The organism is Streptomyces sp. DSM 116795, from assembly GCF_055792905.1.
This window is the reverse complement of the sequence record NZ_CM147707.1, coordinates 756570-781031: the sequence shown is the minus strand read 5'-3', so window position 1 is coordinate 781031 and position 24462 is coordinate 756570. Positions and strand designations below refer to the sequence as shown.

Genomic DNA, 24462 nt, shown 5'->3' with positions numbered 1-24462 from the left:
GATCGTCAGTGCCGTGGCCACGAGGGCGAGGGCCAGGGTGGTGGTGCCGGTCGAGGAGCTAGCTCAGCAGCAGCGATGCGGCGGCCAGTTCACCCCGGCCCGTTCTCCGGCCCGCTCCCAGGGGGAACTCCCAGCGCGAGCACCGCCGTGTCGTCGACCAGGCCCTCGCCGAAGGCGTTCAGCAGCTCGGTCATGGCTGTGACGGTGACTCCGGCGGTGCAGGGCGCCAGAACGTCGGCGTAGCCGAGCAGCGCGTCGTCGCCGTAACGCTCGCCCGCGTCGGTGGCGGTGTGGGCCTCGGTGAGTCCGTCGGTGTAGAGGAGCAGGGTGTCTCCGACGGTCAGACGCACGGTGGCGGTGGCGACTCGCGGTTCCGCCAGCACGCCGACCAACTGGCCGCCCAGGGTCGGGATGTACGCCGCGGACCCTGAGCTGCGCAGCAACAGGGCGTTGGGATGTCCGCCGCTGGCCAGCGTGACGCGGAACGCTTTGCCTTCCTGCTTGAGCACGCCGAAGAGCACGGTGCAGAAACGGGGGTCGTGCTCGTAATCGGCCGTGTTCAGCACGGTGTTGAGGTTGCCGATCACCGCCCTGGGCTCGGGGTTGTAGACGGCCGCGGCCCGCAGCGTGTAGCGGGCGAGTGAGGCCAGCACCGCGGCAGGAGCTCCCTTGCCGCACACGTCGCCGATGAACAGCCCCCACGTATCGGCCGTGAGCGGGAACAAGTCGTAGAAGTCTCCGCTGACTTCGTCGGGGGAGGCGATGTGGTAGTGCGCTGTGACCTCCAGCCCTGGAGGAGATGCCAGGGCCGGTGGCACCAGGGTCTGCTGCAGCGTGCTGACCAGGTGCTGGGAGTGTTCGCGTTCGCGTTCGGCCTTCTCGCGGGCGCGCAGCAGTTCGGTCTCGTACGAGCGGCGGTCGCGCGCGTCGTTGACGGTGGTGCGGATCAGCTGCGGCTGTCCGGTGCTGTCCGTCTTGACGGCCGAGGTGACGAGGACGGGCAGCCGGGATCCGTCCGCGGTTCTCAACTCCAGGGCGATGCTGCTGACTTCATGCTGAAGGTGGAGGAGCGGGGCGAAGTGCGTCTCGTGGTACAGCTTCCCGCCGATCGTCAGCAGATCGGCGAAGCGCATACGGCCGATGACCTCGTCGGGTGAGCGGCCCAGCCAGTCCAGAAGCGTGCGGTTGGCCTTGACGATCTTCCCGTCCATCAGGGTGGAGAGATATCCGCACGGTGCGTTCTCGTAGAGGTCCTCCGGGTTGTCGTCCAGCAGTTCGGCGTGCGGGACATGCCCGGGTGCACCGCTGTCGGCGGGAGTGCGGCGCGCTCCCGGGGACTGTGGCCCTCCGCGTCCTGTCCCGGACATCATCACTCCCGTGCCGCGAACCCGCCGATCGCCTCGGCGGTGGCCTCCGGAGCGCTCAACTGCGGGCAGTGGCCCACCGCGTCGAGGGTCACCAGCTCGCTGCCGGGGATCGACTCATGCACGAACGCGCCGACCTCCCGTGGCGCGATCACATCCTGAGCGACCTCGATCACCCGGGTGGGTACGGTCACACGGCGCAGATCGGCGCGGTTGTCGGAGAGGAAGGTCGCGCGGGCGAACACCCTCGCGATGGCGGGGTCGATCCGGCAGAAGCTGTTGGTCAGCTCCTCGGTCAGTTCGGGGCGCTCCGGGTTTCCCATGACCACCGGAGCCAACGACTCCGACCAGCCCAGGTAGTTGCTGTCCAGCGACTCCAGCAGTTCGTCGATGTCCTCGGCGCTGAACCCGCCGCGGTAGCCCACGTCGTCGATGTAGCGCGGCGACGGCGTGAGCAGGACGAGCTTCTCGCACAGCTCGGGCTCCGACGCGGCGGCCAGTACGCCGAAGACGGCACTCACCGAGTGTCCGACGAGTACGAGGGGCCCGAGGGCGAGTTCGTGGCAGATCTCGAGGATGTCCTCCGCGTACGAGTCGAGCGAGGAGTACCGCTCGGCGCTCCACGCCGAGAGATCCGACTGGCCCGTCCCCACATGGTCGAACTGCACGATCTTGAAATCCCCGGCCAGCCGGGGCGTCACGAGCCGCCACATGTTCTGGTCGCAGCCGAACCCGTTCGACAGCATGATCACACGTCCGTCCTCCCGGCCAGTGATCACCACGTTGTTCCTGCTCACTACATCCATAACGCCTCCATTGTCCTACTAAGTCCTGTATGAGGCACAGGTGTGAGGCACAGGCTCTGCGCAGCGAGTGATCAACTCTCGCGCGGGGTTGATGAACGGGGCCGGACCAGATATGCATGAGTCATGCATGACGCCAATCGCACGGCCAACCTCCTCGGCGCCACCGCGCTCGCCGTGACCGACCTGACCCTCAGCGGAGCGACCGGCGCCGCCGGCACCAGCGCGAGCGGCGCGGCCGCGCTGGTGGTGCTCTCCGCCGCACCCGGTCTGAGCGTGACCGAACTGGGCCGCCGCGTCGGCCTGTCCCAGCCCGCCGCGGCCCGCATGGTCGACTCGCTCGAATCGGGCGGGCTTGTCGAGCGACGCCAGGGCCCCGGCCGCTGGGTCTCCGTGACGCCGACCGCCGCCGGCACCCGCACCGCCCGGACGCTGCTCGCCGCACGCGGCGCCCCGCTCAGCGGAATCGTGGACGTACTGGAGGAGGAGGAACGGGAGACGCTGGACGGCCTCCTCGCCAAACTGCTCAGCCGCCTCCATGGAGAGGTCGGCAACGCGGAGCTGCTGTGCCGACTCTGCGACCGCGCCGGATGTGTACGGGACGGCGCTGTCTGCCCCGTCGGACAGGCCGAGCGTGACGAGCAGAGCGGGAGGACCGGCAGCGGTGAGGGTGCCGGACCGCGCGGCAGCTGATGGGCCCGCTCCTCGCGCTCGGCTCCGCCGTCCTCTACGGCGTCGCCGACTTCACCGGCGGCCTGCTCGCGCGCCGCGCCGGCTTCGCCCTGGTCGCGCTCGCCGGACAGGCAGGGGGCCTGCTCCTCACCCTGGGGGCGGTGCCGCTGCTGCCGGACGCTGCGCCGGCCGCCGCCGATCTCGCGTGGGGTGCGCTCTCCGGGGTCGGAACCGGTCTCGGCATGGTCCTCCTCTACCGAGGGATGAGCCGCGGTGCGATGAGCGTCGTAGTGCCGGTCAGCGCGGTGGGAGGCCTGGCCCTGCCCGTACTGGCAGGCGTCGTACTCCTCGGGGACCGCCCGTCGGCGCTGTCCTGGCTGGGCGTGGTGGCCGCCGTGCCGGCCCTCTGGCTCGTGTCACGCAACGGTCCCGTGCACTCCGCATCGCCCGCCGCCAGGGGCGCGTCCCTGGACGGACTGGCCGCCGGCGCCGGGATCGCCCTGCAGTACGCGGCGCTCGCCCAGGCCGGTCAGGCATCCGGGATCTGGCCCGTCACCGCGGGGCGTCTCACCGCCATGGCCGTGATCCTGCCGGCCGCGCTGCCGGCGCTGCTGCGGGCCCTGCGCGGGGGGCGGCACCCCGAGCGGCGGACGCCGTCGGCACCGCGAACGCCGTCGGCACCGCGAACGCCGTCGGCACCGTGGACCCCGCCGGAGCCGCGGCTGCGTCCCGCACCGCGGCTGCGTCCCGCGCTGCGGACGCCGCCTGCCCTGCGGACGGTACTGCCGCCGCGGCACGCGGCCGGGGCCGCCGTCACAGGCATGGCGGCGGCGCTCGCTCTCGTGCTCTACCTCCTGGCCACCAGGGAGCAGATCCTCACCGTCGCCGTGGTGCTCTCCTCGCTCTACCCGGCGATCCCCGTGCTCCTCGGACTCACTGTCCTGCGTGAACGCCCCACCCGGCTGCAGGCCACAGGGCTGCTCGGCGCCGCCGCGGCCACCGGGCTGCTCACGGCGGGCTAGGGGGCCGGGGAAGACGGCGCTGCTTTGCGGACACGCCCTTGAGAGCCGCGCAACACCGGCCGCCACGTGTCGTACCGCCGTACAGGGGAACCCCGCGCACCGGAAGCTAGTGCCGTGACTGGCAATGTTCGCCCGTCAGGGAGCGTCGTCCGGTGCGTGCGATCGCAAGGCGGCCGGAAGTCCTTGTAGCGGAGCTACCAGGGCTTTTGGCCAACGCAGCGAGCGTGCGTGCAGGGCGGCGCGACAGGGCGAAGCTTGCCGGGAGGGGCACCGGATGCAGCCGACACAGCGTGGCCCGGCCATGTCGGGTCAGCGGGACGGATACCTATGACCAGCGGGTACATGGGTCCCGAGGACTTCGGCAGGGACCCGTTCGGAGAGTTCATCGCGCGCTTTCTGGGGGGCGCCGCCTCGTCCGGCGGCAGCGGCAGCCGGGACCCCCGCTACTACGACTTCCTCCGGCTGATGAGCGAGCCGGCCAGGCAACTCGTCTCGGAAGCGGCCTCGTACGCGGCACAACACGGCAGCAGCGACCTCGACACCGAGCATCTGCTGCGCGCGGCGCTCACCACCGAACCGACCCGCACGATGATCACCAGGGCCGGTGCCGACGCCGACGCGCTCGCGGAGAACATCGACCGGGACGTCGGAGAGGGCACGCCCCGCAAGTCCATATCCGTCAGCCCCGCCGTCAAGCGGGCCCTGCTGGACGCCCACGACATCGCCCGTACCCGCGGCGCTTCCTACATCGGCAGCGAGCACGTACTCATCGCGCTGGCCGCGAACCGCGACTCCACGGCCGGACAGATACTCGGCGCTGCCCACTTCGACCCGCGCTCGGCATCCTCCGGCTCCCTCCCCGGCCACCCGGGCCACCCCGGTCAGGGCGCCCCTGGCTACCCGGGCGCGCAGGGCCCCGGCCCCGAGGGACCGCCCGGCCGCGGACCGCAGGGCAAGCCGCGCACCGACACACCCACCGTCGACAAGTACGGCACCGACCTGACGGAGATGGCACGGGACGGCCGCATCGACCCCGTGATCGGCAGGGACGACGAGATCGAGCAGACGATCGAGATCCTCGCCCGGCGCGGCAAGAACAACCCCGTCCTCATCGGCGAGGCGGGCGTCGGCAAGACGGCAATCGTGGAAGGCCTGGCACAGCGCATCACGGAGGGGGACGTCCCGGACAACCTGCTGGGCCGGCGCGTCGTCCAGCTCGATGTCTCCGGCGTCGTCGCCGGCACCCGTTACAGGGGCGACTTCGAGGAGCGCCTCAGCAACATCATCGACGAGATCCGCGAGCACTCCAGCGAGCTGATCGTCTTCATCGACGAACTGCACAACGTCGTGGGCGCCGGCGGAGGCGGCACCGAAGGAGGCTCGATGGACGCGAGCAACATGCTCAAACCGCCGCTCTCCCGCGGCGAGTTGCACGTCATCGGCGCCACCACGCTGGAGGAGCACCGCCGTCACATCGAGAAGGACGCGGCGCTCGCCCGGCGCTTCCAGCCCGTTCTCATCCCGGAGCCGAGCGTGCCCGACGCGGTGGAGATCCTGCGCGGCCTGCGCGACCGCTACGAGGCGCATCACCAGGTGCGCTACACCGGTGACGCGCTCATCGCGGCCGTCGAGCTCTCCGACCGCTATCTGACGGGGCGCTATCTGCCGGACAAGGCCATCGACCTCCTCGACCAGGCGGGCGCCCGCGTACGGCTGCGCACCGCGACCCGCGGCACCGACGTGCGGGCCCTGGAGCGCGAGGCCGAACAGATCAGCCGCGACAAGGACCAGGCCGTGGCCGCCGAGGACTACGAGCGCGCCACGCAGCTGCGCGACCGCCTCGCCGAGGTGGAGAAGGAGATTACCCGGGACGAACACCGGCACCAGCCCAACGGCCGCATCGCCGAGGTCACCGTCGAGGACATCGCCGACATCGTCTCCCGTCAGACGGGCATCCCGGTCAGCAACCTCACCCAGGAGGAGAAGGAACGTCTGCTGGGCATGGAGGACCGGCTGCGAGAGCGCGTCATCGGCCAGGACGAAGCCGTCTCCGCCGTCTCGGATGCCGTGCTGCGGTCCCGTGCCGGTCTCTCCAGCCCGTCGAAGCCCATCGGCAGCTTCCTCTTCCTCGGCCCCACCGGCGTCGGCAAGACCGAACTGGCCCGCGCACTCGCGGAGTCGCTCTTCGGCACCGACGACCGCATGGTGCGGCTCGACATGAGCGAGTACCAGGAGCGGCACACCGTCAGCCGGCTCGTCGGCGCCCCTCCCGGTTACGTCGGGCACGAGGACGCGGGCCAGCTGACGGAGACCGTGCGCCGCAACCCGTACTCGCTGCTGCTCCTGGACGAGATCGAGAAGGCGCACGCCGACGTCTTCAACATCCTGCTCCAGGTGCTCGACGACGGCCGGCTGACGGACTCCCAGGGCCGGACCGTCGACTTCACCAACACGGTCATCGTGATGACCAGCAATCTCGGCTCCGAGGCCATCACGGGACGCGGCGCCGTCGTCGGCTTCGGCAGCGGTGACGAGGAGGACGAGGAGGAGGCACGCAGGGAGCGCGTGATGCGCCCGCTGCGCGAGCACTTCCGGCCGGAGTTCCTCAACCGCATCGACGAGATCGTCATCTTCCGCCAGCTCACCGACGAACAGCTGCGCACCATCACCGACATGATGCTCGACGAGACCAGGCACCGGGTGCACTCACAGGACCTGGCCATCGAGTTCGCCCCCGCCGCCGTCGACTGGCTGCTCCAGCGCGGCTACCAACCGGAGTACGGGGCACGGCCGTTGCGCCGCACCATCCAGCGCGAGGTGGACAACCAGCTCTCGCGGATGCTGCTCAGCGGTGAACTGAAGCCGCACACAAGGCTGATGGCTGACGTGGACGGCGGTGAGCTGGTCTTCCGTACGGAGGAGGACGCCGGAGCGGGCTCCGGGGGAGAGGGTGAGGGGTGAGGGGTGAACTGACCGTAAGGGGGCAAACGGCACCGCAACGGCCCGAGTCGAGGAGGCGATGATGCCGCTGACATTCCGCAGGAGCTTCCGGATACTGCCGGGCGTGCGGCTGAACATCAACCGCAGGTCGTGGTCCGTGACCACGGGCGGCAGGTGGGGGCCCCGCCGCACATTCGGCTCCACCGGCCGCCGCACGACGTCGGTGGATCTGCCGGGCCCGTTCGGCTACCGGCACACCAGCGCCCGTAGCAGCCGCCGGCACAGCAGGAGCGGACTCAGCAGCGAGCTGATAAGGCTGCTCAGGGGCGGCAGCGGGCACCGCGGCCGCGGCATGTGAGGCGGGCGTCCCCGGGAGTCAGCCGCCGGACGCCAGGCCCCGGACGGCGGCCATGGACCTCACGAGCGGCGCTTCGCGCCGGGGACCTCGCCGGTCTCCGTGACGATGCGCACGATCTCGCGCAGCTTGGTGTTCCGGTCTTGTGAGCTCTTCTTCAGCACGGCGAACGCCTGGTCCTCGTCGAGCTTGTACCGCTCCATCACGATCCCGATGGCCTCGCCGATGTTGTGCCGGGTCTCCATCGCGACGTGCAGCTGTGCGTGCGTACGGGCGCTGGAGAAGGCGACCGCGCTGTGCGACGCCAGCAGCCAGCCGACGTGCTCGGAGCGCTTGGTGAAGGCGTTCGGCGTGGACGAGTAGAGGTCGAGGGCGCCGAGGTTGTCGTCCTCGGTGTAGAGCAGGAAGCCCATCATGCTTCCGACGCCCAGCTCCCGTGCGTGGGGCGCGTAGCGCGGCCACCGCTTCACCGTCTCGGTCATGTCCGCGACGCGGTAGACCTCCTTCGGCGTACGGGCGGCGTCGAAGCAGGGGCCCTCGCCCAGCTCGCCCTGGATCCGGTCCGAGGCGCGTACCAGGTCGCTGGTCGTGGCGAGCGTCCTGACCTGCTTGTTCTCCACGGACATCACGCCGGCGGCCTCGCACCCGTCGACAAGCTCCACCGCGTGTTCCACGACACGGTCCAGCGTCTTCTGTACGGAGTCCTGAGCGAGGAGATCGCGGGCCATGCGCGCCAGACCTGTGGCGAATTCTTCCAGCTCATCGGCCGACATGCCCGTTCCTCCACCACTCGTCACCCGCAGGACAATACCGAGGCTCATCGCCTGGTGCACTGCCGGCCCTGAGCCCGGACTCCGGGCCCGCCCTCCGTTGGGCCGGCCCAGGGGCCCGGCCCCGGACCTGGCCCCGGGCCCGGCCCACGGGCTACTTGAGCAGTCGCGACATGCGGCGGTCCGCGAGCGGTTTGCCGCCGGTCTGGCAGGTCGGGCAGTACTGCAGGGAGGAGTCGCTGAAGGAGACCTCCCGGACGGTGTCGCCGCACACGGGGCACGGCTTGCCCGTACGGCCGTGCACACGCAGCCCCGTCTTCTTCTCAGACTTCAGTTCCCCGGCCGCCAGCCCGCGCGAGCGTTCGACGGCCTCGCGCAGGGTGGCCCGGAGCGCCTCGTACAGCCCGGTGATCTCCTCCTCGGAGAGCTCACCGGCGATCTTGAACGGTGAGAGGCGTGCGGCGTGGAGGATCTCGTCCGAGTAGGCGTTGCCGACACCGGCGATCACGCTCTGGTCGCGCAGCAGGCCCTTGATCCGGTGGCGTTCACCCCGTACGAGACCGGCGAAGACCTCCGCGGTGAACTCGTCGGCGAGCGGGTCGGGCCCCAGCCGTGCGACGCCCGGCACCTCCGAGGGATCGTGCACGCAGTAGACCGCGAGGCGTTTGCGGGTGCCGGCCTCGGTGAGGTCGAATCCGCCGTCGCTCCGGCCGCCCTCCTCGGACGCGGTCAGCGAGAGCCGGAGAGCCAGCGGGCCCTTGCCCGGGCGGGGCGGTGCCGGCGGAAACGACTCGCGCCAGCGCAGCCAGCCCGCCCGGGCGAGGTGGACGACCAGATGGAGACCGCCAGCCTTGAGGTCGAGGAACTTCCCGTGCCGGTACACACCCGTGAAGATCTGCCCCTCCAGCGCCGCCGGCTGCGGCTCGTACGTCTTGAGGACGCTGATGGCCAGCGGCGTGACGCGTTCCACCGTGCGCCCTGTGAGGCGGTCGTCGAGGAAGTCACGCAGCGCCTCGACCTCTGGCAGTTCCGGCATCTCTCCTCCGCTCCCGCCGGACCGGCACGCGGCCGGCCCGGCCGCGCTCAGCTCAGCTTGGCGGTCAGGGTGATGGTCGTGCCCGAAAGGGCCTGGGAGACGGGGCAGTTGGCCTTGGCCTCCTCGGCGGCGGCGGTGAAGGCGGCCTCGTCGACGCCCGGCACCTCGCCCTGCACCGTGATGTGGATGCCCGTGATCCCGGTCCCCGGCTGGAACGTCACATCCGCCTGGGTGTTGAGCCGGGTGGGCGGGGTGCCCGCGGAGTTGAGCCCGTTGGACAGCGCCATCGAGAAGCAGCTGGAGTGCGCAGCAGCGATCAGCTCCTCCGGGCTGGTCCTTCCGTTCGGCTCCTCGGCGCGTGAGGCCCAGGTGACGGCCTGCGTGCCGATTCCGGAGGAGTCGAAGGTGACCTCACCCGACCCCTGCTTCAGGTCCCCGTTCCACACCGTGTGAGCTGTGCGTGTCGTCGCCATGGTCGTACTCCTCCGTCGTGCGGTCGTCTCTACCAGTGTGACGGGTGCCCCGCGGCGCACCCGCACCGATCCTCCGCCCCCGGGCGCCGCCGCTACGGGGGCGACGCGCCGGAGCGCGCCGCCGGGCGCGCCCGCACCGTGACCCGGAGCGACCGATCGGCGCCCCACAGCGGGCCGTTCGGGGTACGGTGCGCCGCGTTACGGGTATCGGAACGGATGAGCGAAGCGCGGCCGGACTGCAGAAGGAGTCAAAGTGATCAAAGGCGTCGACGTCTCGTCGTACCAGCCGTCGGACTACAGCACGAAGGGTCTCGACTTCGTCTTCATCAAGATCACGGAGGGTACGTCGTACACGAACCCGAAGTGGGTCGACCAGCGTCAGACGGCGCGCGACGCCGAACTGGTCACCGGCTTCTACCACTTCGGGCGCGCCGGAAGCATGAAGGCGCAGGCGGACTACTTCATGTCGAAGATCAACCTGGTCAAGGGCGACATGCTCGTACTGGACTGGGAGGACTCCGCCGTCACCAACGCCGAGAAGGACGACTGGATCAAGTACGTGCAGAAGGAGCGCCCCCACACCAGGGTGCTGCTGTACTGCAACGTCAACTTCTGGCTCAACCACGACACGACGTCCTTCGCCGGCGACGGCCTGTGGATAGCCCACTACAACGGCAAGCCGGGCAAGCCCGGCATCGAACACCCGTGGCGCTTCCACCAGTACACGGACGACCCGATCGACACGAACCTCGGGAACTTCGACAGCCGCTCCGATCTGCGCAAGTGGACGCACAAGGAGCCGTAGCCGAGGGGAAGTTGAGCCCCCGGCCCGTCCCGTCCGGGATGAGCCCGGTATCGCATGCACCCGCGCGCGACAGCGGGTCCGAATGCGGATAACCTCCCGGCATGCCGGAAGCCAACATAAGCCCGCCGACCGATGACGAGACGACCGGACCCGAGGACGGAGCCGAGACCCGACCCGAGGGCGGCGCAGAGGAGCCCGGGGCCGGGCCCGCGCCGGGGGAGGAGCCGTCGGAGCAGGGCGTCCCGGCCGCCCGCACGGGCCTTACGCCGCGGCAGGCGCGCAGGGTCCGCATCATCGTCTCCGGCGTCGTCATGGCGGCCGTGGCGGTCGCGCTCGTCGTACGGCTGGGCAGCGCGCCCTCCGTGCTCACCATGGGCTTCTACGGCATAGCGCTCATACTCTCCGGCACCGCCATCGTGCTCAGCCGCCGTGGCCGCACCCGGGTCGCCACCGGAGTGCTGGTGCTGGGATTCGCGGCGGTGGCGCTGGCCGAGTGGCTGCTGGCGTCCGTCCAGTGAGCCGGCTGTGGCGGCCACTGCAGGTAATAGGCTGACTTCATGAGTGACGAGCTGCCCGAGGTGCGCGCTTCGGACGCGGAGCGAGAGCGGGTCGCCGAGGTGCTGCGTGACGCGCTGGCCGAGGGGCGGCTCGGCATGGAGGAGTTCCAGGAGCGTCTCGACAGCACCTACCAGGCCCGTACGCGCGGGGAGTTGGTCCCTCTCGTACGCGATCTTCCGCACCACGCCGGCGGGGACGCGGACGGGGCGGGCGCCTCCGCGGGCAGCCTGACGGACGTCGCCGGTGCGGAGGGTTCACCCGCTCCGTCGCCCGGCAGGCGGCGGCGCTGGGCGGAGCGGATCGGCGGAAGAGCCACCTCGCGCTGGGGCCTCGGCGTCATGGGCGGGTTCGGACGCAAGGGGGAGTGGACGGTGCCGCGTACCTTCACCGGCGTCGGCATCATGGGCGGCGGCGAACTGGACCTGCGGGAGGCCCGCTTCGAGGACCGGGACGTCGTCATCCGCTGCTTCGCGCTGATGGGCGGCTTCAGCGTCACCGTGCCGCCCGGACTGGGGGTCGAGGTGCGCGGCGTGGGCATCATGGGCGGATTCGACTCCTCGGCCTCGGGGTTCGGGGACCCCGACGCACCACGCGTGGTGATCACCGGTCTCACGATGATGGGCGGCGTCGGCGTCGTGCGGAAGCTTCCGCGGGCGGAGAAGCTGCAGTTGCGTGCCGAGCGGCGTGAACGGCGCGAGCTGGAGCGCCGTCAGCGCAAGGACGAGCGTGAACGCAGGAGCGGGCACGGGGACTTCGGCGGCCACGGGGGCAACGGAGGACACGGGGGCCACGGGGGACGCCGGGACGGTGGGGAGCACGGCGGGAAGTCCCTCTAGGGCGGCGGTGCTTGCCACCGGACGGGCTGACGCCGAGGCACCCAGGCCTCGGGGTGCATCAGGTGCGCGACTGCGGGCGTACGGGCGTGCCGATGGGCCGGCCGGTGGGCGGACCGTTCGTCCGGCAGCGGTTCACCACCAGGCGGCGGGATCCGCGCCCGGCACGCCGGGCGGTCGTGACCAGTCGGCAGGTGAACCTTCGTAGCCGACCGGCGGCAGCACATAGCGCAGCCGTCCGATCGGGCTGTCGGTCTCGGCCAGCCAGGCGGCGGGGTCGGCGGGACCGAGGGCTGCGGCCCCGGTGGCAGGCGGGCCGTCCGGCTGCGGACCGGATGTGTGCTGCGAGGTCAGCCCGTTGACGAGCCAGTCCGCGGTCTGGGCGAGCGCGAGCTGTACGAGCCGCGCACCGCACCGGCCACGCCGCTGCTCGGTGAGTGCCCGCATGACGGCGGCCGCGAGGAGATAACCGGTGCCGTGATCGAGGGCCTGCGCCGGAAGGGCCCCGGGCCTCTCCTCGCCTGCCTCGTCCTGCTGCCTCTCCGCGTGGGCGATGCCGCTCGCCGCCTGTACGAGGCTGTCGAAACCGCGCCTTCTGTGCCAAGGGCCGCACGCGCCCCACGCGCTGATCTGGCCCACGACCACTCCCGGCCGCCGGTCGGCCAGCGACTCCGGGGCGAGCCCGAAGCGGTCCAGCGCACCCGGGCGGTAGCCGGTGACGACGACGTCCGCCGCCGACAGCAACTCCTCGAAGGCCGCCTGACCGGAGCGTGAGGAGAGGTCGAGGAGTGCGGAACGCTTGCCCGCGGCCGTGGCCGCGTGCGTGTCCGGGTCCTCAGGGAGGTGCGGGGAGTCGATGCGGAGCACGTCCGCGCCGAAGAGCGCGAGGGTGCGGGTGGCGACGGGGCCTGCGAGGACCCGGGTGAGGTCCAGTACGCGAACCCCGTGCAGCGGGCCGTTTCCCGCCGGCTCTGGCAGCCTGCGGGGGAACGCCTGGTCCATGCGTGCGGTGGTGAGCAGCGGACGGCGCGCCGCCTGGGCGCCCTGCGAGTGGGCCGCCCACTCCTGAGGCGTACGGACGGCGACGGCGAGGCCGCCCGACGCGTGGACCGTCTCTTCGACCTCGGCGGCGTCGCGCCGGGCCAGTTCCGCGGCGACGGTCTCCACCAGAGCGGCGTCGTCGCCGTCCTCCGCGACGCCGAGGGCGGAGAGCAGCCGGGCGCGGTGGTGCGGGTAGTTCGCGTGGGTGCGCAGCCAGCCTTCCGTGGTGCGCCAGAAACGGGACAGGGGGGCGAACGTCACCGGCTCGCGTCCGTCCGTCCTCAGATGCCGCTCGCTGGTGAAGGCGGTGGCGACCGCCCCGTCGTCCACGTTCACGGACGGAACAGCGTGGCCGGTGCCGGCGCGGGTGCCGGTGCCGGTGCCGTTGACGGCATCGCTGACGGCCCCGTCGGAACGTACGGAGGACAGTTCGGCCGCGGCCAGCGAGCACACCGCCACCGAGGCGCGGGCCAGCTCCCGTACCGGCAGCCGCGCCGGCAGGACCGCGCGCGGCGTGCAGGAGATCCGTTCCAGCAGTGCGCTGTCGCCGCCGAGGGCCGCCCAGGCGTGTTCGGTGCCCGGGAGAGCGGCACTGGGGCCGGTCTCCCCGGTCTGTGCCGGGGCCGCGTCCGCGCTCAGTGGCTCATCGCGCAAGTGGTCGGACGTCCCGGCCGGGGCTGCGGTGCCGACTGCCGCTGATGAAGATCGTTCCATGCTGGGCATTCTGGCACTGGCCGTGCGATGTCCGGCGGCCAACGGACTCGAAGGACGGCCGCGTCGCACGCCACGACGTACGTGATCTCCTGGCGGGGCACCGGCACCACCACCGGCACTGGCACCGGCAGCCTCACTGGGCACGGGGCGCTAGCCCGCGCGCCCGGCGCTGCCGGTGCATCCGCGGGTCCCGGGTGGTCGTCAGCTGTCCGGCACGGGGGGCGAGGCCGTCACCACGCGCATGCCCAGATCGGCGAACTCCTGCCGTGCGGCCTCGTCCATGTCCGTGTCCGTGACGAGGGTGCCGAAGACGTCCGCGCCGCCGACGCGGGCGAAGCAGCGCAGGCCCAGCTTGGTGGAGTCCGCGACCACCACGGCACGGGCCGCCCGCTCGGCCATGAGCCTGTTCGTCGTGGCCTCGGCCTCGTCGTGGACGGTGCCGCCCCACTGCGCGTCGATGCCGTTCACACCGATGAAGGCGAAGTCCAGCGTGAGCTGACGCAGCACCATCTCGCTGAAGGGACCGGTGAGTTCGAAGGAACGGGAGTGGGCCACACCGCCCGTCAGGACGATCTTGATCTGCGGGCGGACCGCCAACTCGTTCGCGATGTTCAGCGAGTTGGTGACGATGGTCAGCCGGGCGCGGGGACCCGCTTCCGCGAGCTCCGGTCTGGTGGCCAGTGCCCGGGCGATCTCCGTCGTCGTCGTGCCCCCGCTGAGGCCCACGACGTCGCCGGGCCCGACCATGCCCGCCGCGGCCTCCGCGACGGCGTGCTTCTGCGCGGAATGGTGGCCGTGCTTGTAGCGGATCGGCAGGTCGTAGGTGACGGAGCTGAGGACCGCACCGCCGCGGGTGCGCTTGAGCAACTGCTGCTCGGCCAGGGCGTCCATGTCGCGGCGCATGGTCGCCGCCGACACCTCAAGTGACGTAGCGGCCTCCTCCACATCGAGACGCCCCCGCTCACCCAGCAGCTCCAGCAGGGCGTTCATGCGCTCGTGCCGCTTCATGACGCCGGCGTCCCGAGAAGGCGCAGCAGCCGTTCCGCCTCCCGCGACACGGCCTCGCGGGCGGGCCCCACGTACTTGCGGGAGTCGATGAGCGACGGACTCTCCGCGAGTGTCCTGCGCACCTCGTCGGTGAACACCGACACAAGGTGGGTCGAGATATTGATCTTCGTCATGCCGGCGGCGACGGCCGCACGCAGCTCCTCGTCGGGCACCCCCGAGGAACCGTGCAGAACCAGCGGCACGGGAAGCCGCTCGCGCAGTGCCCGGATCAGTTCCTTGTCGAGCACGGCCGTACGCTCCCGCATGGCGTGCGAGGAGCCCACCGCGACGGCGAGGGCGTCCACCCGGGTGTCCTGCACGAAGGCGAGCGCCTCCTCCGGATCCGTACGCGCACCGGGTGCGTGCACTCCGTCCTTGCCGCCCACCTCTCCCAACTCGGCCTCGACGTAGACCTGTTCGCGGTGGCACCAGCCGGTCAGTTCCGCGGTCGTGGCGACGTTCTCCTCGTACGGGAGAGCGGACGCGTCGATCATCACCGAGCGCACCCCCGCACCGACGCCCTCCCGCAGCAGGGCGGGATCGGTGACGTGGTCCAGGTGCACGGAGACGCCCGCGCCGGAGGCGTCGGCGAGCGCGAGAGTGGCGTGCAGCAAGGGCAGCAGACTCCCGTGATACCGGACGCAGTTCTCGCTGATCTGGAGGATGAGCGGAACGCCTGCGCGCTCCGCCGCGGCGACGAGGGCCTCGGCCGTCTCCAGATGCAGCACGTTGAAGGCAGGCGCACCGACGCCCGCCGTGCGTGCCGCATCGAGGACCGACGCGGTGGGGACAAGTGGCATGTTGCGACCTCCGTTGAGGCGGGCGAGGCGGGAAGGCCAGGCTGGGAGAACAGGGCCGGCGGGGCGGGCCGTCAGGGGGCGTCCAGCATGACCGAGCGGCTCAGGCTGCGCGGTGCGTCGGGATCGAGGCCGCGGGCCCGTGCCCGGGCCAGCGCCACGCGCTGCACCAGCACCAACTCGGCGAGCGGATCGCGCCCTTCGTGGTGCACGAACATGCCGCCCGTGCGCGCCACTTCCTGCTCCAGACCCTCCGGCGACGGCCCGAACAGCCATGTCACGCGCCCGGGAGCCGCGATGGATATCGGCCCGTGCCGGTACTCCATGGCCGGATAGGACTCGGTCCAGGACTGCGACGCCTCCCGCATCTTCAGCGCGGCCTCGTGAGCGAGCCCGACCGTCCAGCCGCTGCCCAGGAATGTGAACTGTCCGGCGTCCACCCACTCCGCCCGTACTTCGGCGGCCAGCGCCTCCTCGGCGTCCCGAACAGGCCCCGCTATGTCCTCGCCGAGATGCGCCCGGAGCAGAGCGAGCGCACTCGTGGCGAACCGCGTCTGCACGACGGACCGTTCGTCGGCGAAGGGCAGGGCGACCGTCTCGTCGGAGACAGCGGTGACCGGAGTGTCCGGGTCGCCGATGACGGTCACCGTGGGGATGCGCCCCCGTACCTCCTCCAGCAGGCGGAGGACTTCCGTGGTGGTGCCGGAGCGGGTGATGGCCAGCACCCGGTCGTAGCCCCGGCCGGCGTCGAGCCGCGCCTCGGATGCCGCGAACGCGTCCGTCACACCGAGCCCCGCGCTCTCCCGCAGGGAGGCGTACGCCTGAGCCATGAACCACGACGTGCCGCATCCGACGACTGCCACCCGCTCCCCGGAACGGGGCAGGGGGGCCGCCGCCTGCTGCGCGGCCGAGCGCCACGTCTCCGGCTGGCTGCGCAACTCACGCTCCATGTATGTGGTTTCGCTCATCGGACTCATCGGACCCCACCTCTCCGTGCCTCTCCGGCACCGCTGTCGGTCGGCTGCTCGGCTCGACCCGCGCTCGACGAGTGCGAAGCCGGCCTGAGAGAGCCGCCTGCGCCAGGCAATCTGCTCCAGGTCGACCCGGCGCCTTATGCACAAAGCTGCTCTTTCTCACCGCATTGCAATCAGTATTGCGCAGCCAGTCCAGGTGGCGCCATCGCACGTACGAGTGAGGAGCCATGCCCGCCCTCGACGCCCCTGCTGCTCCTGGGAAGGCCCGGTGCGGCGGATGTGGGCACGGTCCTGCGGGCCGCGCCTCCGTGTGGTGCATGCCACGGCGCGGCCGGTCTCCCGTCCCGCCGCCCGGGCTTGTGGAATGGGCCGGCCCTCCATAGCATCCTTGGTGTTACATCAGTTGTGTCAAACGGTCTGAGGACGGGCGATGACATCAGCCGCGTCGTACGGCGAGGGCCCGCTTCGCGGCGTACGCGTCGTGGAACTGGCCGGGATCGGCCCCGGGCCCTTCGCCGCCATGCTGCTCGGCGACCTGGGCGCGGACGTCGTACGCGTCGACCGCCCCGGCGGTGCCGCCCTGGGCATAGACCCGGCACGCGACGTCACCAACCGGAACAAGCGTTCCGTCACGCTGGACCTGAAGGACCCGGACGGCATTGCGACCGCCCTGGACATGGTCGAGCGCGCCGACGTCCTCGTCGAAGGCAACCGCCCCGGCGTCGCCGAACGGCTCGGTGTCGGCCCCGGCCCCTGCATGGAGCGCAATCCCGCGCTCGTCTACGCCCGGATGACCGGCTGGGGCCAGGACGGCCCGCTCGCCCAGCGCGCCGGACACGACATCGGCTACATCGCCCTCACCGGAGCCCTCGGGATGACCGGCCCCGCCGAAGGGCCCCCGTACGCCGCCGCCAACCTGCTGGGGGACTACGCCGGAGGTTCGCTCTATCTGGTGATCGGCGTCCTGGCCGCCCTGCAGCACGCACGCACCCCGGGCGGACGTGGCCAGGTCGTCGACGCCGCCATCGTCGACGGCACGAGCCACCTCACGGCCATGATCCACGGAATGCTCGCCGCAGGCGCCTGGCAGGACAAGCGGGGGGCGAACCTGCTGGACGGCGGCGCGCCCTTCTACGGCACGTACGAGACAGCCGACGGCGGCTTCATGGCCGTGGGCGCCCTGGAGCCGCAGTTCTACCGGGAGTTCACGAGGCTGCTCGGCATCGAGGACGAGGCGCCGGGACGCGAGGACCCGGCCGCCTGGGGCGAGTTGCGCGCCGTCGTCGCCGAGCGTTTCAAGGCTCGTACGAGGGACGAGTGGGACGAGGTCTTCCGCGACTCGGACGCCTGCGTCGCCCCGGTGCTCTCGCTGCGGGAGGCTCCCCGGCATCCCCATCTGGACGCCCGCGGGACCTTCGTCGAGCACGGCGGCATCACCCAGCCCGCGCCCGCGCCGCGCTTCTCCGCGACCCCCGCCGCCGTCACGCGCCCGCCCGCGCTGCCCGGCGCGGACGCCGCCGAGGTGGCCCGTGACTGGCAGCTGCCCGCACTCGCCGGGGCCGCACGTGCCGGTTCCGCCCACTCTGCAGACACCGCCCGCTCCGCCGACCCCGCCAAGGACAGTGACGCATGAAGATCGCGACGCCCCTCCAGTACGCCGACAACCCCCGCACGGCAGCCGAAGAGGTCGTGAAGCTGGAGGCCGCCGGCCTCGACGCGGTGTGGGTCGCCGAGGCGTACGGCTTCGACTCGCCAACCGTGATGGGCTACATCGCCGCACGCACCGAGCGCCTGCTCATCGGCGCAGGCATCCTCAACGTCTACTCCCGCACCCCCGCGCTCATCGCCCAGACCGGCGCCGGTCTCGACGTCCTCTCCGCGGGGCGCGCCCTGCTGGGCCTCGGTGCCTCCGGGCCGCAGGTCGTCGAGGGCTGGCACGGCAGGGCGTACGACAAGCCGCTGGGCCGCACCCGCGAGACCGTTGAACTGTGCCGGCGCATCTGGCGACGGGAGGTCATCGACCACCACGGCATCACCGACATGCCGCTTCCCGCCGAGAAGGGCGGCAAGCTCGGCAAGCCGCTGAAGTTCCTGAACCGCCCGCAGCGGGCGGAGATCCCGCTCTACATCGCCTCCCTCGGCCCTGCGAACGTCCGTATGACCGCGGAGATCGCCGACGGCTGGCTGCCGCATCTCTTCGTTCCCGAGAAGGCCAAGCAGGTGTGGGGCACCGCGCTGGCGGAGGGCACCGCGTTGCGCGCGCCGGAGCGCGGCCCGCTGGAGATCTCCGCCGGCACGCTTCTGGCCGTCGGCGAGGACGCGGCGGCGGTACGGGAGCACGTGCGCCCCCTCATCGCGCTCTACATCGGCGGCATGGGGGCCAAGGGGAAGAACTTCTACAACGACGTGGCCCGGGCGTACGGTTATGAAGAGGCGGCCGAGAAGGTGCAGGACCTCTACCTCGCGGGGAAGAAGAGGGAGGCGGAGGCCGCGGTTCCCGCCGAGTTCTGCGAGCTGGTCTCCCTCTGCGGCCCCGAGGGATATGTGCGTGAGCGCATCGAGGCGTTCCGCGAGGCCGGGGTGACGATGCTCAACGTCACGCCGGTCGGGCCCGACCCGGCCAAGCTGATCGAAAAGGTCAAGGGCTGGCTCTGACCCGGCCGCCGGCAGGCGGCGGCGCGGGGGTGGTCAGTCGCCGCCCCGCGCCACGACGCGGACAGGCGAGACGCGAAGCCCGAAGGGGAGCACCGACCACATGAAGCGCCAGATCTTCACCGAGGACCACGAAGCGTTCCGGCAGACCGTCCGCACCTTCCTCGCCAAGGAGGTGGAGCCGCACTACGAGCAGTGGGAGAAGGACGGCATCGTCTCCCGCGACGCGTGGCTGGCCGCCGGCCGTCAGGGCCTCCTCGGGCTCGCCGTCCCCGAGGAGTACGGAGGTGGCGGCACCGGTGACTTCCGCTACGCAGCCGTGCTCGGCGAGGAGTTCGCGCGCGCGGGCGCCGCCGGCATCGCCGTGGGGCTGCACAACGACATCATCGGCCCGTATCTGACGTCTCTCGCCACCGGCGAGCAGAAGCGCCGCTGGCTCCCCGGCTTCTGCTCCGGCGAGATCATCACGGCCATCGCGATGACCGAGCCCGGCGCCGGCTCCGACCTCCAGGGCATCCGCACCACCGCCGAGGACGCGGGCGACCACTGGGTGCTGAACGGCTCCAAGACCTTCATCTCGAACGGAATCCTCGCCGACCTGGTGATCGTCGTCGCCCGTACGAAGCCCGAGGGCGGCGCCAAGGGCCTGAGCCTCCTCGTCGTGGAGCGCGGCATGCCCGGGTTCGAGCGCGGCCGGAATCTCGACAAGATCGGGCAGAAGTCGCAGGACACCGCCGAGCTCTTCTTCAATGACGTGCACGTGCCGAAGGAGAACCTGCTCGGCGAGCTGCACGGCGCCTTCTTCCATCTGATGACCAATCTCGCCCAGGAGCGGCTGGCCATCGCCGTCGGCGCCATCGCCGGAGCCGAGGAGATCCTGCGGCAGACGACCGGGTACGTGAAGGAGCGGGAGGCGTTCGGCCGGCCGCTCGCCAGACTCCAGCACGTGCGTTTCGAGATCGCCGAGCTCGCCACGGAGTGCGCCGTCACCCGCGCCTTCCTCGACCGCTGCGTCGAGGACCACGCGAAGGGCGAACTGGACGCCGCACACGCCTCCATGGCCAAGTGGTGGGCTACGGAACTGCAGAAGCGCGTCACGGACCGCTGTCTCCAACTGCACGGCGGCTACGGCTACATGAACGAATTCCCCGTCGCCCGTGCCTACACCGACGGACGCATCCAGACCATCTACGGCGGCACGACCGAGATCATGAAAGAGATCATCGGCCGTTCGATCCTCGACTGAACCGACCCCGACCCGTCCGACCCCGTACGCACCGAAAGGCTGCCGATCTTGAGCACCGAAGCCTATCTCTACGAAGCCGTCCGCACCCCGCGCGGCCGCGGCAAGGCCAACGGCGCCCTGCACGGGACCAAGCCCATCGACCTCGTCGTCGGCCTGATCCACGAACTGCGCCGCCGCTTCCCCGACCTGGACCCGGGCGCGATCGACGACATCGTGCTCGGAGTCGTCAGCCCTCTGGGCGACCAGGGCTCCGACATCGCCAAGACCGCGGCGATCGCCGCCGGACTCCCCGACACCGTCGCCGGAGTCCAGGAGAACCGCTTCTGTGCCTCGGGCCTCGAAGCGGTCAACCTCGCGGCGATGAAGGTCCGTTCGGGATGGGAGGACCTCGTACTCGCCGGCGGCGTCGAGTCGATGTCCCGCGTGCCGATGGGCTCCGACGGAGGCGCCTGGGCCATGGACCCGATGACGAGCCTGGACACGGGCTTCGTGCCGCAGGGCATCGGCGCCGACCTCATCGCCACCATCGAGGGCTACTCCCGGCGTGACGTGGACGAGTACGCCGCACGCTCGCAGGAGCTGGCCACCGAGGCGTGGAAGGACGGCCGCTTCGACCGCTCCGTCGTCCCCGTCGTGGACCGCAACGGCCTCACCGTCCTCGACCGCGACGAGCACATCCGGCCGGGCACCACCGTCGACTCACTCTCCGGGCTCAAGCCGTCGTTCAAGGACATCGGCGAGATGGGCGGCTTCGACGCGGTGGCGCTGCAGAAGTACCACTGGGTGGAGGAGATCGACCACGTCCACCACGCGGGCAACTCCTCCGGCATCGTCGACGGCAGCGCCCTCGTCGCCGTCGGCAACGCGGAGGTCGGCGAGCGCTTCGGGCTGCGGCCGCGCGCACGCATCGTCTCCGCCGCCGTCTCCGGCGCCGACCCGACCATCATGCTCACCGGTCCGGCGCCCGCCTCGCGCAAGGCGCTGGCGAAGGCCGGGCTGACGGCCGCCGACATGGACCTGGTCGAGATGAACGAGGCGTTCGCCGCGGTGGTGCTGCGCTTCGCCCGCGACATGGAACTGCCGCTGGAGAAGGTCAACGTCAACGGCGGCGCCATCGCCATGGGCCACCCGCTGGGAGCGACGGGGGCGATGCTGCTGGGCACCCTCGTCGACGAGTTGGAGCGGCGCGACCAGCGCTACGGCCTGGCCACCCTGTGCGTCGGCGGAGGCATGGGAAGCGCCACCGTCGTCGAACGGCTCTGAACCAAACGGCTCTGAACCACGGGCCCGTCGGGGCCTGCCCCGTCTCCGGCGCCTGCCGCGCCTCCACCGCACCGCTTCACGTACGGAGAGAAAACCCACGATGTTTGAGCCCACGACGTCCACGACCATCCGCTGGGAGCAGGACGAGACCGGCGTCGTCACCCTCGTGCTGGACGACCCGGACCAGTCCGCCAACACCATGAACGCCGCCTTCAGGGTCTCGCTCGGTGCCGTCGCCGACCGCCTGGAGCGGGAGAACGAGGCGGGCAACGTCCGCGGCGTCATCTTCACCTCGGCGAAGAAGACCTTCTTCGCCGGCGGCGACCTCCACGACCTCATCAGCGCCCGCCCCGAGGACGCCGAGCAGGTCTTCGAGTCGAGCATGCAGATGAAGCGGGACCTGCGCCGCATCGAGACCCTCGGCAAGCCCGTCGTCGCCGCCATCAACGGCGCGGCGCTCGGCGGCGGTTTCGAGATCGCGCTCGCCTGCCACCACCGCGTCGCCCTCGATGTGAAGGGTTCCAAGATCGGCTGTCCGGAGGCCACGCTCGGTCTGCTCCCGGCGGGCGGCGGCGTGACCCGTACGGTCCGTCTCCTGGGAATCGCCGACGCGCTGCTGAACGTGCTGCTCCAGGGCCAGCAGTACTTCCCGGCCAAGGCCAAGGAGAAGGGCCTCGTGCACGAGGTCGTGGACAGCGAGGAGGCCATGCTGGCCGCCGCCCGCGCCTTCATCGACGGCAACCCGGAGTCAGCGCAGCCGTGGGACGTCAAGGGCTACAAGATCCCCGGCGGCACTCCCTCGAATCCGAAGTTCGCCGCCAACCTGCCTGCTTTCCCGGCCAACTTGAGGAAACAGACCGGCGGCGCGCCCTACCCCGCGCAGCACAACATCCTGGCCGCCGCCGTCGAGGGCGCCCAAGTCGACTTCGAGCTCGCCCAGGTCATCGAGGCCCGCTACTTCGTCGAGCTGGTCACCGGGCAGATCTCGAAGAACATGATCCAGGCGTTCTTCTTCGACATGCAAGCGGTCAACGCCGGACGCAGCCGTCCCAAGGGCATCGAGACCCGCCCCGTACGGAAGGTCGCGGTCCTCGGCGCCGGCATGATGGGCGCCGGCATCGCCTATTCCTGCGCCAAGGCCGGCATCGACGTCGTGCTCAAGGACGTGTCTCTCGAAGCCGCCGAGAAGGGCAAGAGCTACTCCGAGGGCCTGCTGGAGAAGGCGCTGAAGCGCGGACGTACGACGGAGGCGAAGCGGGACGAGCTGCTCGCCCGGATCACACCCGCCGCCGACCCGCAGGCGGTCGCGGGCTGCGACGCCGTCATCGAGGCCGTCTTCGAGGACCCGGCGCTCAAGCACAAGGTCTTCCAGGAGATCCAGGACGTCGTCGAGCCCGACGCCCTGCTGTGCTCCAACACTTCCACGCTGCCCATCACCGCACTCGCCGAAGGAGTCGAGCGCCAGGGCGACTTCATCGGGCTGCACTTCTTCTCGCCCGTCGACAAGATGCCGCTGGTGGAGATCATCAAGGGCCGCGCGACTGGGGACGAGGCGCTGGCACGCGCCTTCGACCTGGTGCAGCAGATCAAGAAGACCCCGATCGTCGTCAACGACTCCCGGGGGTTCTTCACCTCCCGCGTCATCGGCCACTTCATCAACGAGGGCGTCGCGCTCGTCGGCGAGGGCGTGGAGCCCGCCACCGTCGAGCAGGCCGCAGCCCAGGCCGGCTATCCCGCCAAGGTGCTCTCCCTCATGGACGAGCTGACGCTGACCCTGCCACGCAAGATCCGCGAGGAGACCCGCCGCGGCCTGGAGGCCGAGGGAACCGAGTGGAAGGCACACCCGGCGGACGCGGTCATCGACAGGATGGTCGACGAGTTCGGACGCACGGGCCGCAGCGGCGGCGCGGGTTTCTACGACTACGGCGAGGACGGCAAGCGCGGCAAGCTCTGGCCGGGCCTGCGCGAGCACTTCAAGAAGGAGGCCGACCCCGGCATCCCCTTCGAGGACATGCAGGAGCGGATGCTCTTCGCCGAGGCGCTGGACACCGTCCGGCTCTTCGAGGAGGGCGTGCTGACCTCCGTCGCCGACGCCAACATCGGCTCCATCATGGGCATCGGCTTCCCGCCGTGGACGGGCGGCGTGATCCAGTACATCAACGGATACGAGGGCGGCACGGCCGGCTTCGCAGCACGGGCCGGCGAACTCCAGGAGCGCTACGGCGACCGCTTCGCCGTGCCCGGCCTGCTCGCGGATAAGGCCGCCAGGGGCGAGACCTTCAAGGACTGACCCACGGCACCCCCTACTCGGAGGACTGCGGGGAGCGCCCGTTCGGGAACGAGCCCCGCAGTTCCTCCTTCAGCGAGCGCTGGAAGGCGGTCATCAGCGCCTGCACGACCATCGGCTGCATATGGGCCGACAGGGACTTCATCCGCTCGACCTGCTCCGGGTCGGTCTCACGCGCACGGTAGGGCTGCCACACCTCGTCCTTGAAGAGGCGGCTGAGCTCCCGGGCCGCCGCACGCGCGTGCTCCAGCATCGCCTCGCGTGCGGCCAGGATCGTCTCCTGCGACAGCGGCATGTCCAGCAGCCGGACGCCCAGATGCAGCAGCGCGGGATCGACCAGGAAGCGGCCGGGGTCGTCGGTGGTCTCCAGAACGCCCATCGCCGTCAGCCGCTCCAGATCGTCGCCCGTCAGCTCGCGCCCCACGCGCCGCTCCAGCACCTCGCGGGTGGCCTCGTCGACGGTGTCCGGCATCCAGGAGGCGACCATCGCGCGGTGGATGGCCAGATCGTTCGGGTCCGTGTCCTCCGGCAGGCGCCGCAGATAGCGCTCGATCGCCGACAGCGTCATGCCCTGGTTCTGCAGCTCCTCGATCAGGGCGAGCCGGGAGAGGTGGGCCGGGCCGTAGCGGCCGATCCTGCGCGGGCCGATGGTGGGCGGCGGCAGGAGACCGCGGGTGCTGTAGAAGCGGACCGTACGGACCGTGACGCCCGCCCGTGCGGCGAGCTGGTCCACGGTCAGGCTGTCCGTGCCGTCCTGGCCGCCCGGCTGCTGCTGCTCCATGCGCGTTCTCCCTGACACCGTCCGCTGAA

General features: G+C 71.0%; 21 protein-coding genes and 1 pseudogene. 12 read left to right on the top strand and 10 right to left on the bottom strand.

Annotated elements, in window-relative coordinates; translation table 11 throughout:
• Positions 1-89: 89 nt before the first annotated feature.
• Entirely contained in the window at positions 90-1370 is a 1281-nt protein-coding gene (locus ACSMXX_RS03375) for a PP2C family protein-serine/threonine phosphatase (RefSeq protein WP_473182534.1), read from the bottom strand.
• The gene (locus ACSMXX_RS03370) at positions 1370-2170 is read right to left on the bottom strand and encodes an alpha/beta fold hydrolase (protein WP_473182533.1); all 801 of its coding nucleotides are present in this window, start codon (positions 2168-2170) and stop codon (positions 1370-1372) included. The genes ACSMXX_RS03375 and ACSMXX_RS03370 overlap by 1 nt, the downstream gene beginning before the upstream one ends.
• Before the next feature lie 123 nt (positions 2171-2293).
• On the opposite strand from ACSMXX_RS03370, the gene ACSMXX_RS03365 reads away from it, so the two are divergent.
• The 4 genes and pseudogenes from ACSMXX_RS03365 to ACSMXX_RS03350 form a co-directional block, all read left to right on the top strand.
• On the top strand, positions 2294-2860 hold the full coding sequence (locus tag ACSMXX_RS03365) for a MarR family winged helix-turn-helix transcriptional regulator (RefSeq protein WP_473182532.1): 567 nt from the start codon (positions 2294-2296) through the stop codon (positions 2858-2860).
• The gene (locus ACSMXX_RS03360) at positions 2860-3861 is read left to right on the top strand and encodes an EamA family transporter (RefSeq protein WP_473182531.1); all 1002 of its coding nucleotides are present in this window, start codon (positions 2860-2862) and stop codon (positions 3859-3861) included. Before ACSMXX_RS03365 ends, ACSMXX_RS03360 begins: the two co-directional genes overlap by 1 nt.
• A 327-nt stretch (positions 3862-4188) precedes the next feature.
• Positions 4189-6822, top strand: coding sequence for an ATP-dependent Clp protease ATP-binding subunit (locus tag ACSMXX_RS03355; protein WP_473182530.1), 2634 nt, complete (start codon positions 4189-4191; stop codon positions 6820-6822).
• 61 nt (positions 6823-6883) lie between these two features.
• Positions 6884-7078, top strand: a pseudogene (locus ACSMXX_RS03350) (DUF4236 domain-containing protein); the annotation flags it as partial.
• Positions 7079-7218: 140 nt separating this feature from the next.
• Here ACSMXX_RS03350 and ACSMXX_RS03345 read toward each other — a convergent pair.
• The 3 genes from ACSMXX_RS03345 to ACSMXX_RS03335 all read right to left on the bottom strand — a co-directional run bounded on the left by ACSMXX_RS03345 (position 7219) and on the right by ACSMXX_RS03335 (position 9435).
• Positions 7219-7929 carry a GAF and ANTAR domain-containing protein gene (locus tag ACSMXX_RS03345; protein WP_473182529.1) on the bottom strand — a complete coding sequence of 237 codons (711 nt, stop codon included), beginning with the start codon at positions 7927-7929 and terminating at the stop codon, positions 7219-7221.
• 151 nt (positions 7930-8080) lie between these two features.
• Positions 8081-8962, bottom strand: a complete 882-nt coding sequence (locus tag ACSMXX_RS03340; protein ID WP_473182528.1) for an Fpg/Nei family DNA glycosylase — start codon at positions 8960-8962, stop codon at positions 8081-8083.
• A 47-nt stretch (positions 8963-9009) separates the two neighbouring features.
• Positions 9010-9435: an OsmC family peroxiredoxin gene (locus ACSMXX_RS03335; protein ID WP_473182527.1), complete on the bottom strand. Its 426-nt coding sequence runs from the start codon at positions 9433-9435 to the stop codon at positions 9010-9012.
• 253 nt (positions 9436-9688) lie between these two features.
• Between ACSMXX_RS03335 and ACSMXX_RS03330 the strand changes: the two genes are divergently transcribed.
• The 3 genes from ACSMXX_RS03330 to ACSMXX_RS03320 all read left to right on the top strand — a co-directional run bounded on the left by ACSMXX_RS03330 (position 9689) and on the right by ACSMXX_RS03320 (position 11634).
• A complete protein-coding gene (locus ACSMXX_RS03330) occupies positions 9689-10240 on the top strand; it encodes a glycoside hydrolase family 25 protein (RefSeq protein WP_473182526.1) in 552 nt (183 codons plus the stop codon).
• Between the two features lie 101 nt (positions 10241-10341).
• Positions 10342-10758, top strand: coding sequence for a hypothetical protein (locus ACSMXX_RS03325; protein WP_473182525.1), 417 nt, complete (start codon positions 10342-10344; stop codon positions 10756-10758).
• Positions 10759-10797: 39 nt separating this feature from the next.
• Positions 10798-11634: a DUF1707 SHOCT-like domain-containing protein gene (locus tag ACSMXX_RS03320; protein WP_473182524.1), complete on the top strand. Its 837-nt coding sequence runs from the start codon at positions 10798-10800 to the stop codon at positions 11632-11634.
• Between the two features lie 132 nt (positions 11635-11766).
• Here ACSMXX_RS03320 and ACSMXX_RS03315 read toward each other — a convergent pair whose 3' ends face one another.
• From ACSMXX_RS03315 to ACSMXX_RS03300, 4 genes are all read right to left on the bottom strand, one after another.
• Positions 11767-13386 (bottom strand): CoA transferase, encoded by a 1620-nt coding sequence (locus ACSMXX_RS03315; RefSeq protein WP_473182523.1) that lies wholly within the window; start codon positions 13384-13386, stop codon positions 11767-11769.
• Positions 13387-13587: 201 nt separating this feature from the next.
• Positions 13588-14394, bottom strand: coding sequence for a DeoR/GlpR family DNA-binding transcription regulator (locus ACSMXX_RS03310; RefSeq protein ID WP_473182522.1), 807 nt, complete (start codon positions 14392-14394; stop codon positions 13588-13590).
• A complete protein-coding gene (locus ACSMXX_RS03305) occupies positions 14391-15233 on the bottom strand; it encodes a class II fructose-bisphosphate aldolase (RefSeq protein WP_473182521.1) in 843 nt (280 codons plus the stop codon). The genes ACSMXX_RS03310 and ACSMXX_RS03305 overlap by 4 nt, the downstream gene beginning before the upstream one ends.
• Positions 15234-15304: 71 nt before the next feature.
• Positions 15305-16198: an SIS domain-containing protein gene (locus tag ACSMXX_RS03300; RefSeq protein ID WP_473182520.1), complete on the bottom strand. Its 894-nt coding sequence runs from the start codon at positions 16196-16198 to the stop codon at positions 15305-15307.
• Positions 16199-16634: 436 nt separating this feature from the next.
• Here ACSMXX_RS03300 and ACSMXX_RS03295 point away from each other — a divergent pair, with 436 nt between their 5' ends.
• The 5 genes from ACSMXX_RS03295 to ACSMXX_RS03275 all read left to right on the top strand — a co-directional run bounded on the left by ACSMXX_RS03295 (position 16635) and on the right by ACSMXX_RS03275 (position 23655).
• Complete coding sequence (locus ACSMXX_RS03295) at positions 16635-17837, top strand: CaiB/BaiF CoA transferase family protein (protein ID WP_473182519.1); 1203 nt, start codon at positions 16635-16637, stop codon at positions 17835-17837.
• Positions 17834-18859: an LLM class F420-dependent oxidoreductase gene (locus ACSMXX_RS03290; RefSeq protein WP_473182518.1), complete on the top strand. Its 1026-nt coding sequence runs from the start codon at positions 17834-17836 to the stop codon at positions 18857-18859. Before ACSMXX_RS03295 ends, ACSMXX_RS03290 begins: the two co-directional genes overlap by 4 nt.
• Before the next feature lie 100 nt (positions 18860-18959).
• Positions 18960-20102, top strand: coding sequence for an acyl-CoA dehydrogenase family protein (locus ACSMXX_RS03285; protein WP_473182517.1), 1143 nt, complete (start codon positions 18960-18962; stop codon positions 20100-20102).
• Positions 20103-20150: 48 nt separating this feature from the next.
• Positions 20151-21365: an acetyl-CoA C-acetyltransferase gene (locus tag ACSMXX_RS03280; protein WP_473182516.1), complete on the top strand. Its 1215-nt coding sequence runs from the start codon at positions 20151-20153 to the stop codon at positions 21363-21365.
• Between the two features lie 100 nt (positions 21366-21465).
• On the top strand, positions 21466-23655 hold the full coding sequence (locus tag ACSMXX_RS03275) for a 3-hydroxyacyl-CoA dehydrogenase NAD-binding domain-containing protein (RefSeq protein WP_473182515.1): 2190 nt from the start codon (positions 21466-21468) through the stop codon (positions 23653-23655).
• Between the two features lie 13 nt (positions 23656-23668).
• Here ACSMXX_RS03275 and ACSMXX_RS03270 read toward each other — a convergent pair whose 3' ends face one another.
• The gene (locus ACSMXX_RS03270; protein ID WP_473182514.1) at positions 23669-24433 is read right to left on the bottom strand and encodes a MerR family transcriptional regulator; all 765 of its coding nucleotides are present in this window, start codon (positions 24431-24433) and stop codon (positions 23669-23671) included.
• Positions 24434-24462 lie beyond the last annotated feature (29 nt).

What these genes read in the sequence shown, in the direction of transcription:
- ACSMXX_RS03325 (WP_473182525.1), top strand. Translation starts at nt 10,342, where the DNA reads ATGCCGGAAGCCAACATAAGCCCGCCGACCGATGACGAGACGACCGGA.
- ACSMXX_RS03285 (WP_473182517.1), top strand. Translation starts at nt 18,960, where the DNA reads ATGAAGCGCCAGATCTTCACCGAGGACCACGAAGCGTTCCGGCAGACC.
- ACSMXX_RS03365 (WP_473182532.1), top strand. Translation starts at nt 2,294, where the DNA reads ATGCATGACGCCAATCGCACGGCCAACCTCCTCGGCGCCACCGCGCTC.
- ACSMXX_RS03320 (WP_473182524.1), top strand. Translation starts at nt 10,798, where the DNA reads ATGAGTGACGAGCTGCCCGAGGTGCGCGCTTCGGACGCGGAGCGAGAG.
- ACSMXX_RS03295 (WP_473182519.1), top strand. Translation starts at nt 16,635, where the DNA reads ATGACATCAGCCGCGTCGTACGGCGAGGGCCCGCTTCGCGGCGTACGC.
- ACSMXX_RS03305 (WP_473182521.1), bottom strand. Translation starts at nt 15,233, where the DNA reads ATGCCACTTGTCCCCACCGCGTCGGTCCTCGATGCGGCACGCACGGCG.
- ACSMXX_RS03270 (WP_473182514.1), bottom strand. Translation starts at nt 24,433, where the DNA reads ATGGAGCAGCAGCAGCCGGGCGGCCAGGACGGCACGGACAGCCTGACC.
- ACSMXX_RS03300 (WP_473182520.1), bottom strand. Translation starts at nt 16,198, where the DNA reads ATGAGCGAAACCACATACATGGAGCGTGAGTTGCGCAGCCAGCCGGAG.
- ACSMXX_RS03335 (WP_473182527.1), bottom strand. Translation starts at nt 9,435, where the DNA reads ATGGCGACGACACGCACAGCTCACACGGTGTGGAACGGGGACCTGAAG.
- ACSMXX_RS03290 (WP_473182518.1), top strand. Translation starts at nt 17,834, where the DNA reads ATGAAGATCGCGACGCCCCTCCAGTACGCCGACAACCCCCGCACGGCA.
- ACSMXX_RS03360 (WP_473182531.1), top strand. Translation starts at nt 2,860, where the DNA reads ATGGGCCCGCTCCTCGCGCTCGGCTCCGCCGTCCTCTACGGCGTCGCC.
- ACSMXX_RS03315 (WP_473182523.1), bottom strand. Translation starts at nt 13,386, where the DNA reads ATGGAACGATCTTCATCAGCGGCAGTCGGCACCGCAGCCCCGGCCGGG.
- ACSMXX_RS03345 (WP_473182529.1), bottom strand. Translation starts at nt 7,929, where the DNA reads ATGTCGGCCGATGAGCTGGAAGAATTCGCCACAGGTCTGGCGCGCATG.
- ACSMXX_RS03370 (WP_473182533.1), bottom strand. Translation starts at nt 2,170, where the DNA reads ATGGATGTAGTGAGCAGGAACAACGTGGTGATCACTGGCCGGGAGGAC.
- ACSMXX_RS03275 (WP_473182515.1), top strand. Translation starts at nt 21,466, where the DNA reads ATGTTTGAGCCCACGACGTCCACGACCATCCGCTGGGAGCAGGACGAG.
- ACSMXX_RS03355 (WP_473182530.1), top strand. Translation starts at nt 4,189, where the DNA reads ATGACCAGCGGGTACATGGGTCCCGAGGACTTCGGCAGGGACCCGTTC.
- ACSMXX_RS03340 (WP_473182528.1), bottom strand. Translation starts at nt 8,962, where the DNA reads ATGCCGGAACTGCCAGAGGTCGAGGCGCTGCGTGACTTCCTCGACGAC.
- ACSMXX_RS03310 (WP_473182522.1), bottom strand. Translation starts at nt 14,394, where the DNA reads ATGAAGCGGCACGAGCGCATGAACGCCCTGCTGGAGCTGCTGGGTGAG.
- ACSMXX_RS03375 (WP_473182534.1), bottom strand. Translation starts at nt 1,370, where the DNA reads ATGATGTCCGGGACAGGACGCGGAGGGCCACAGTCCCCGGGAGCGCGC.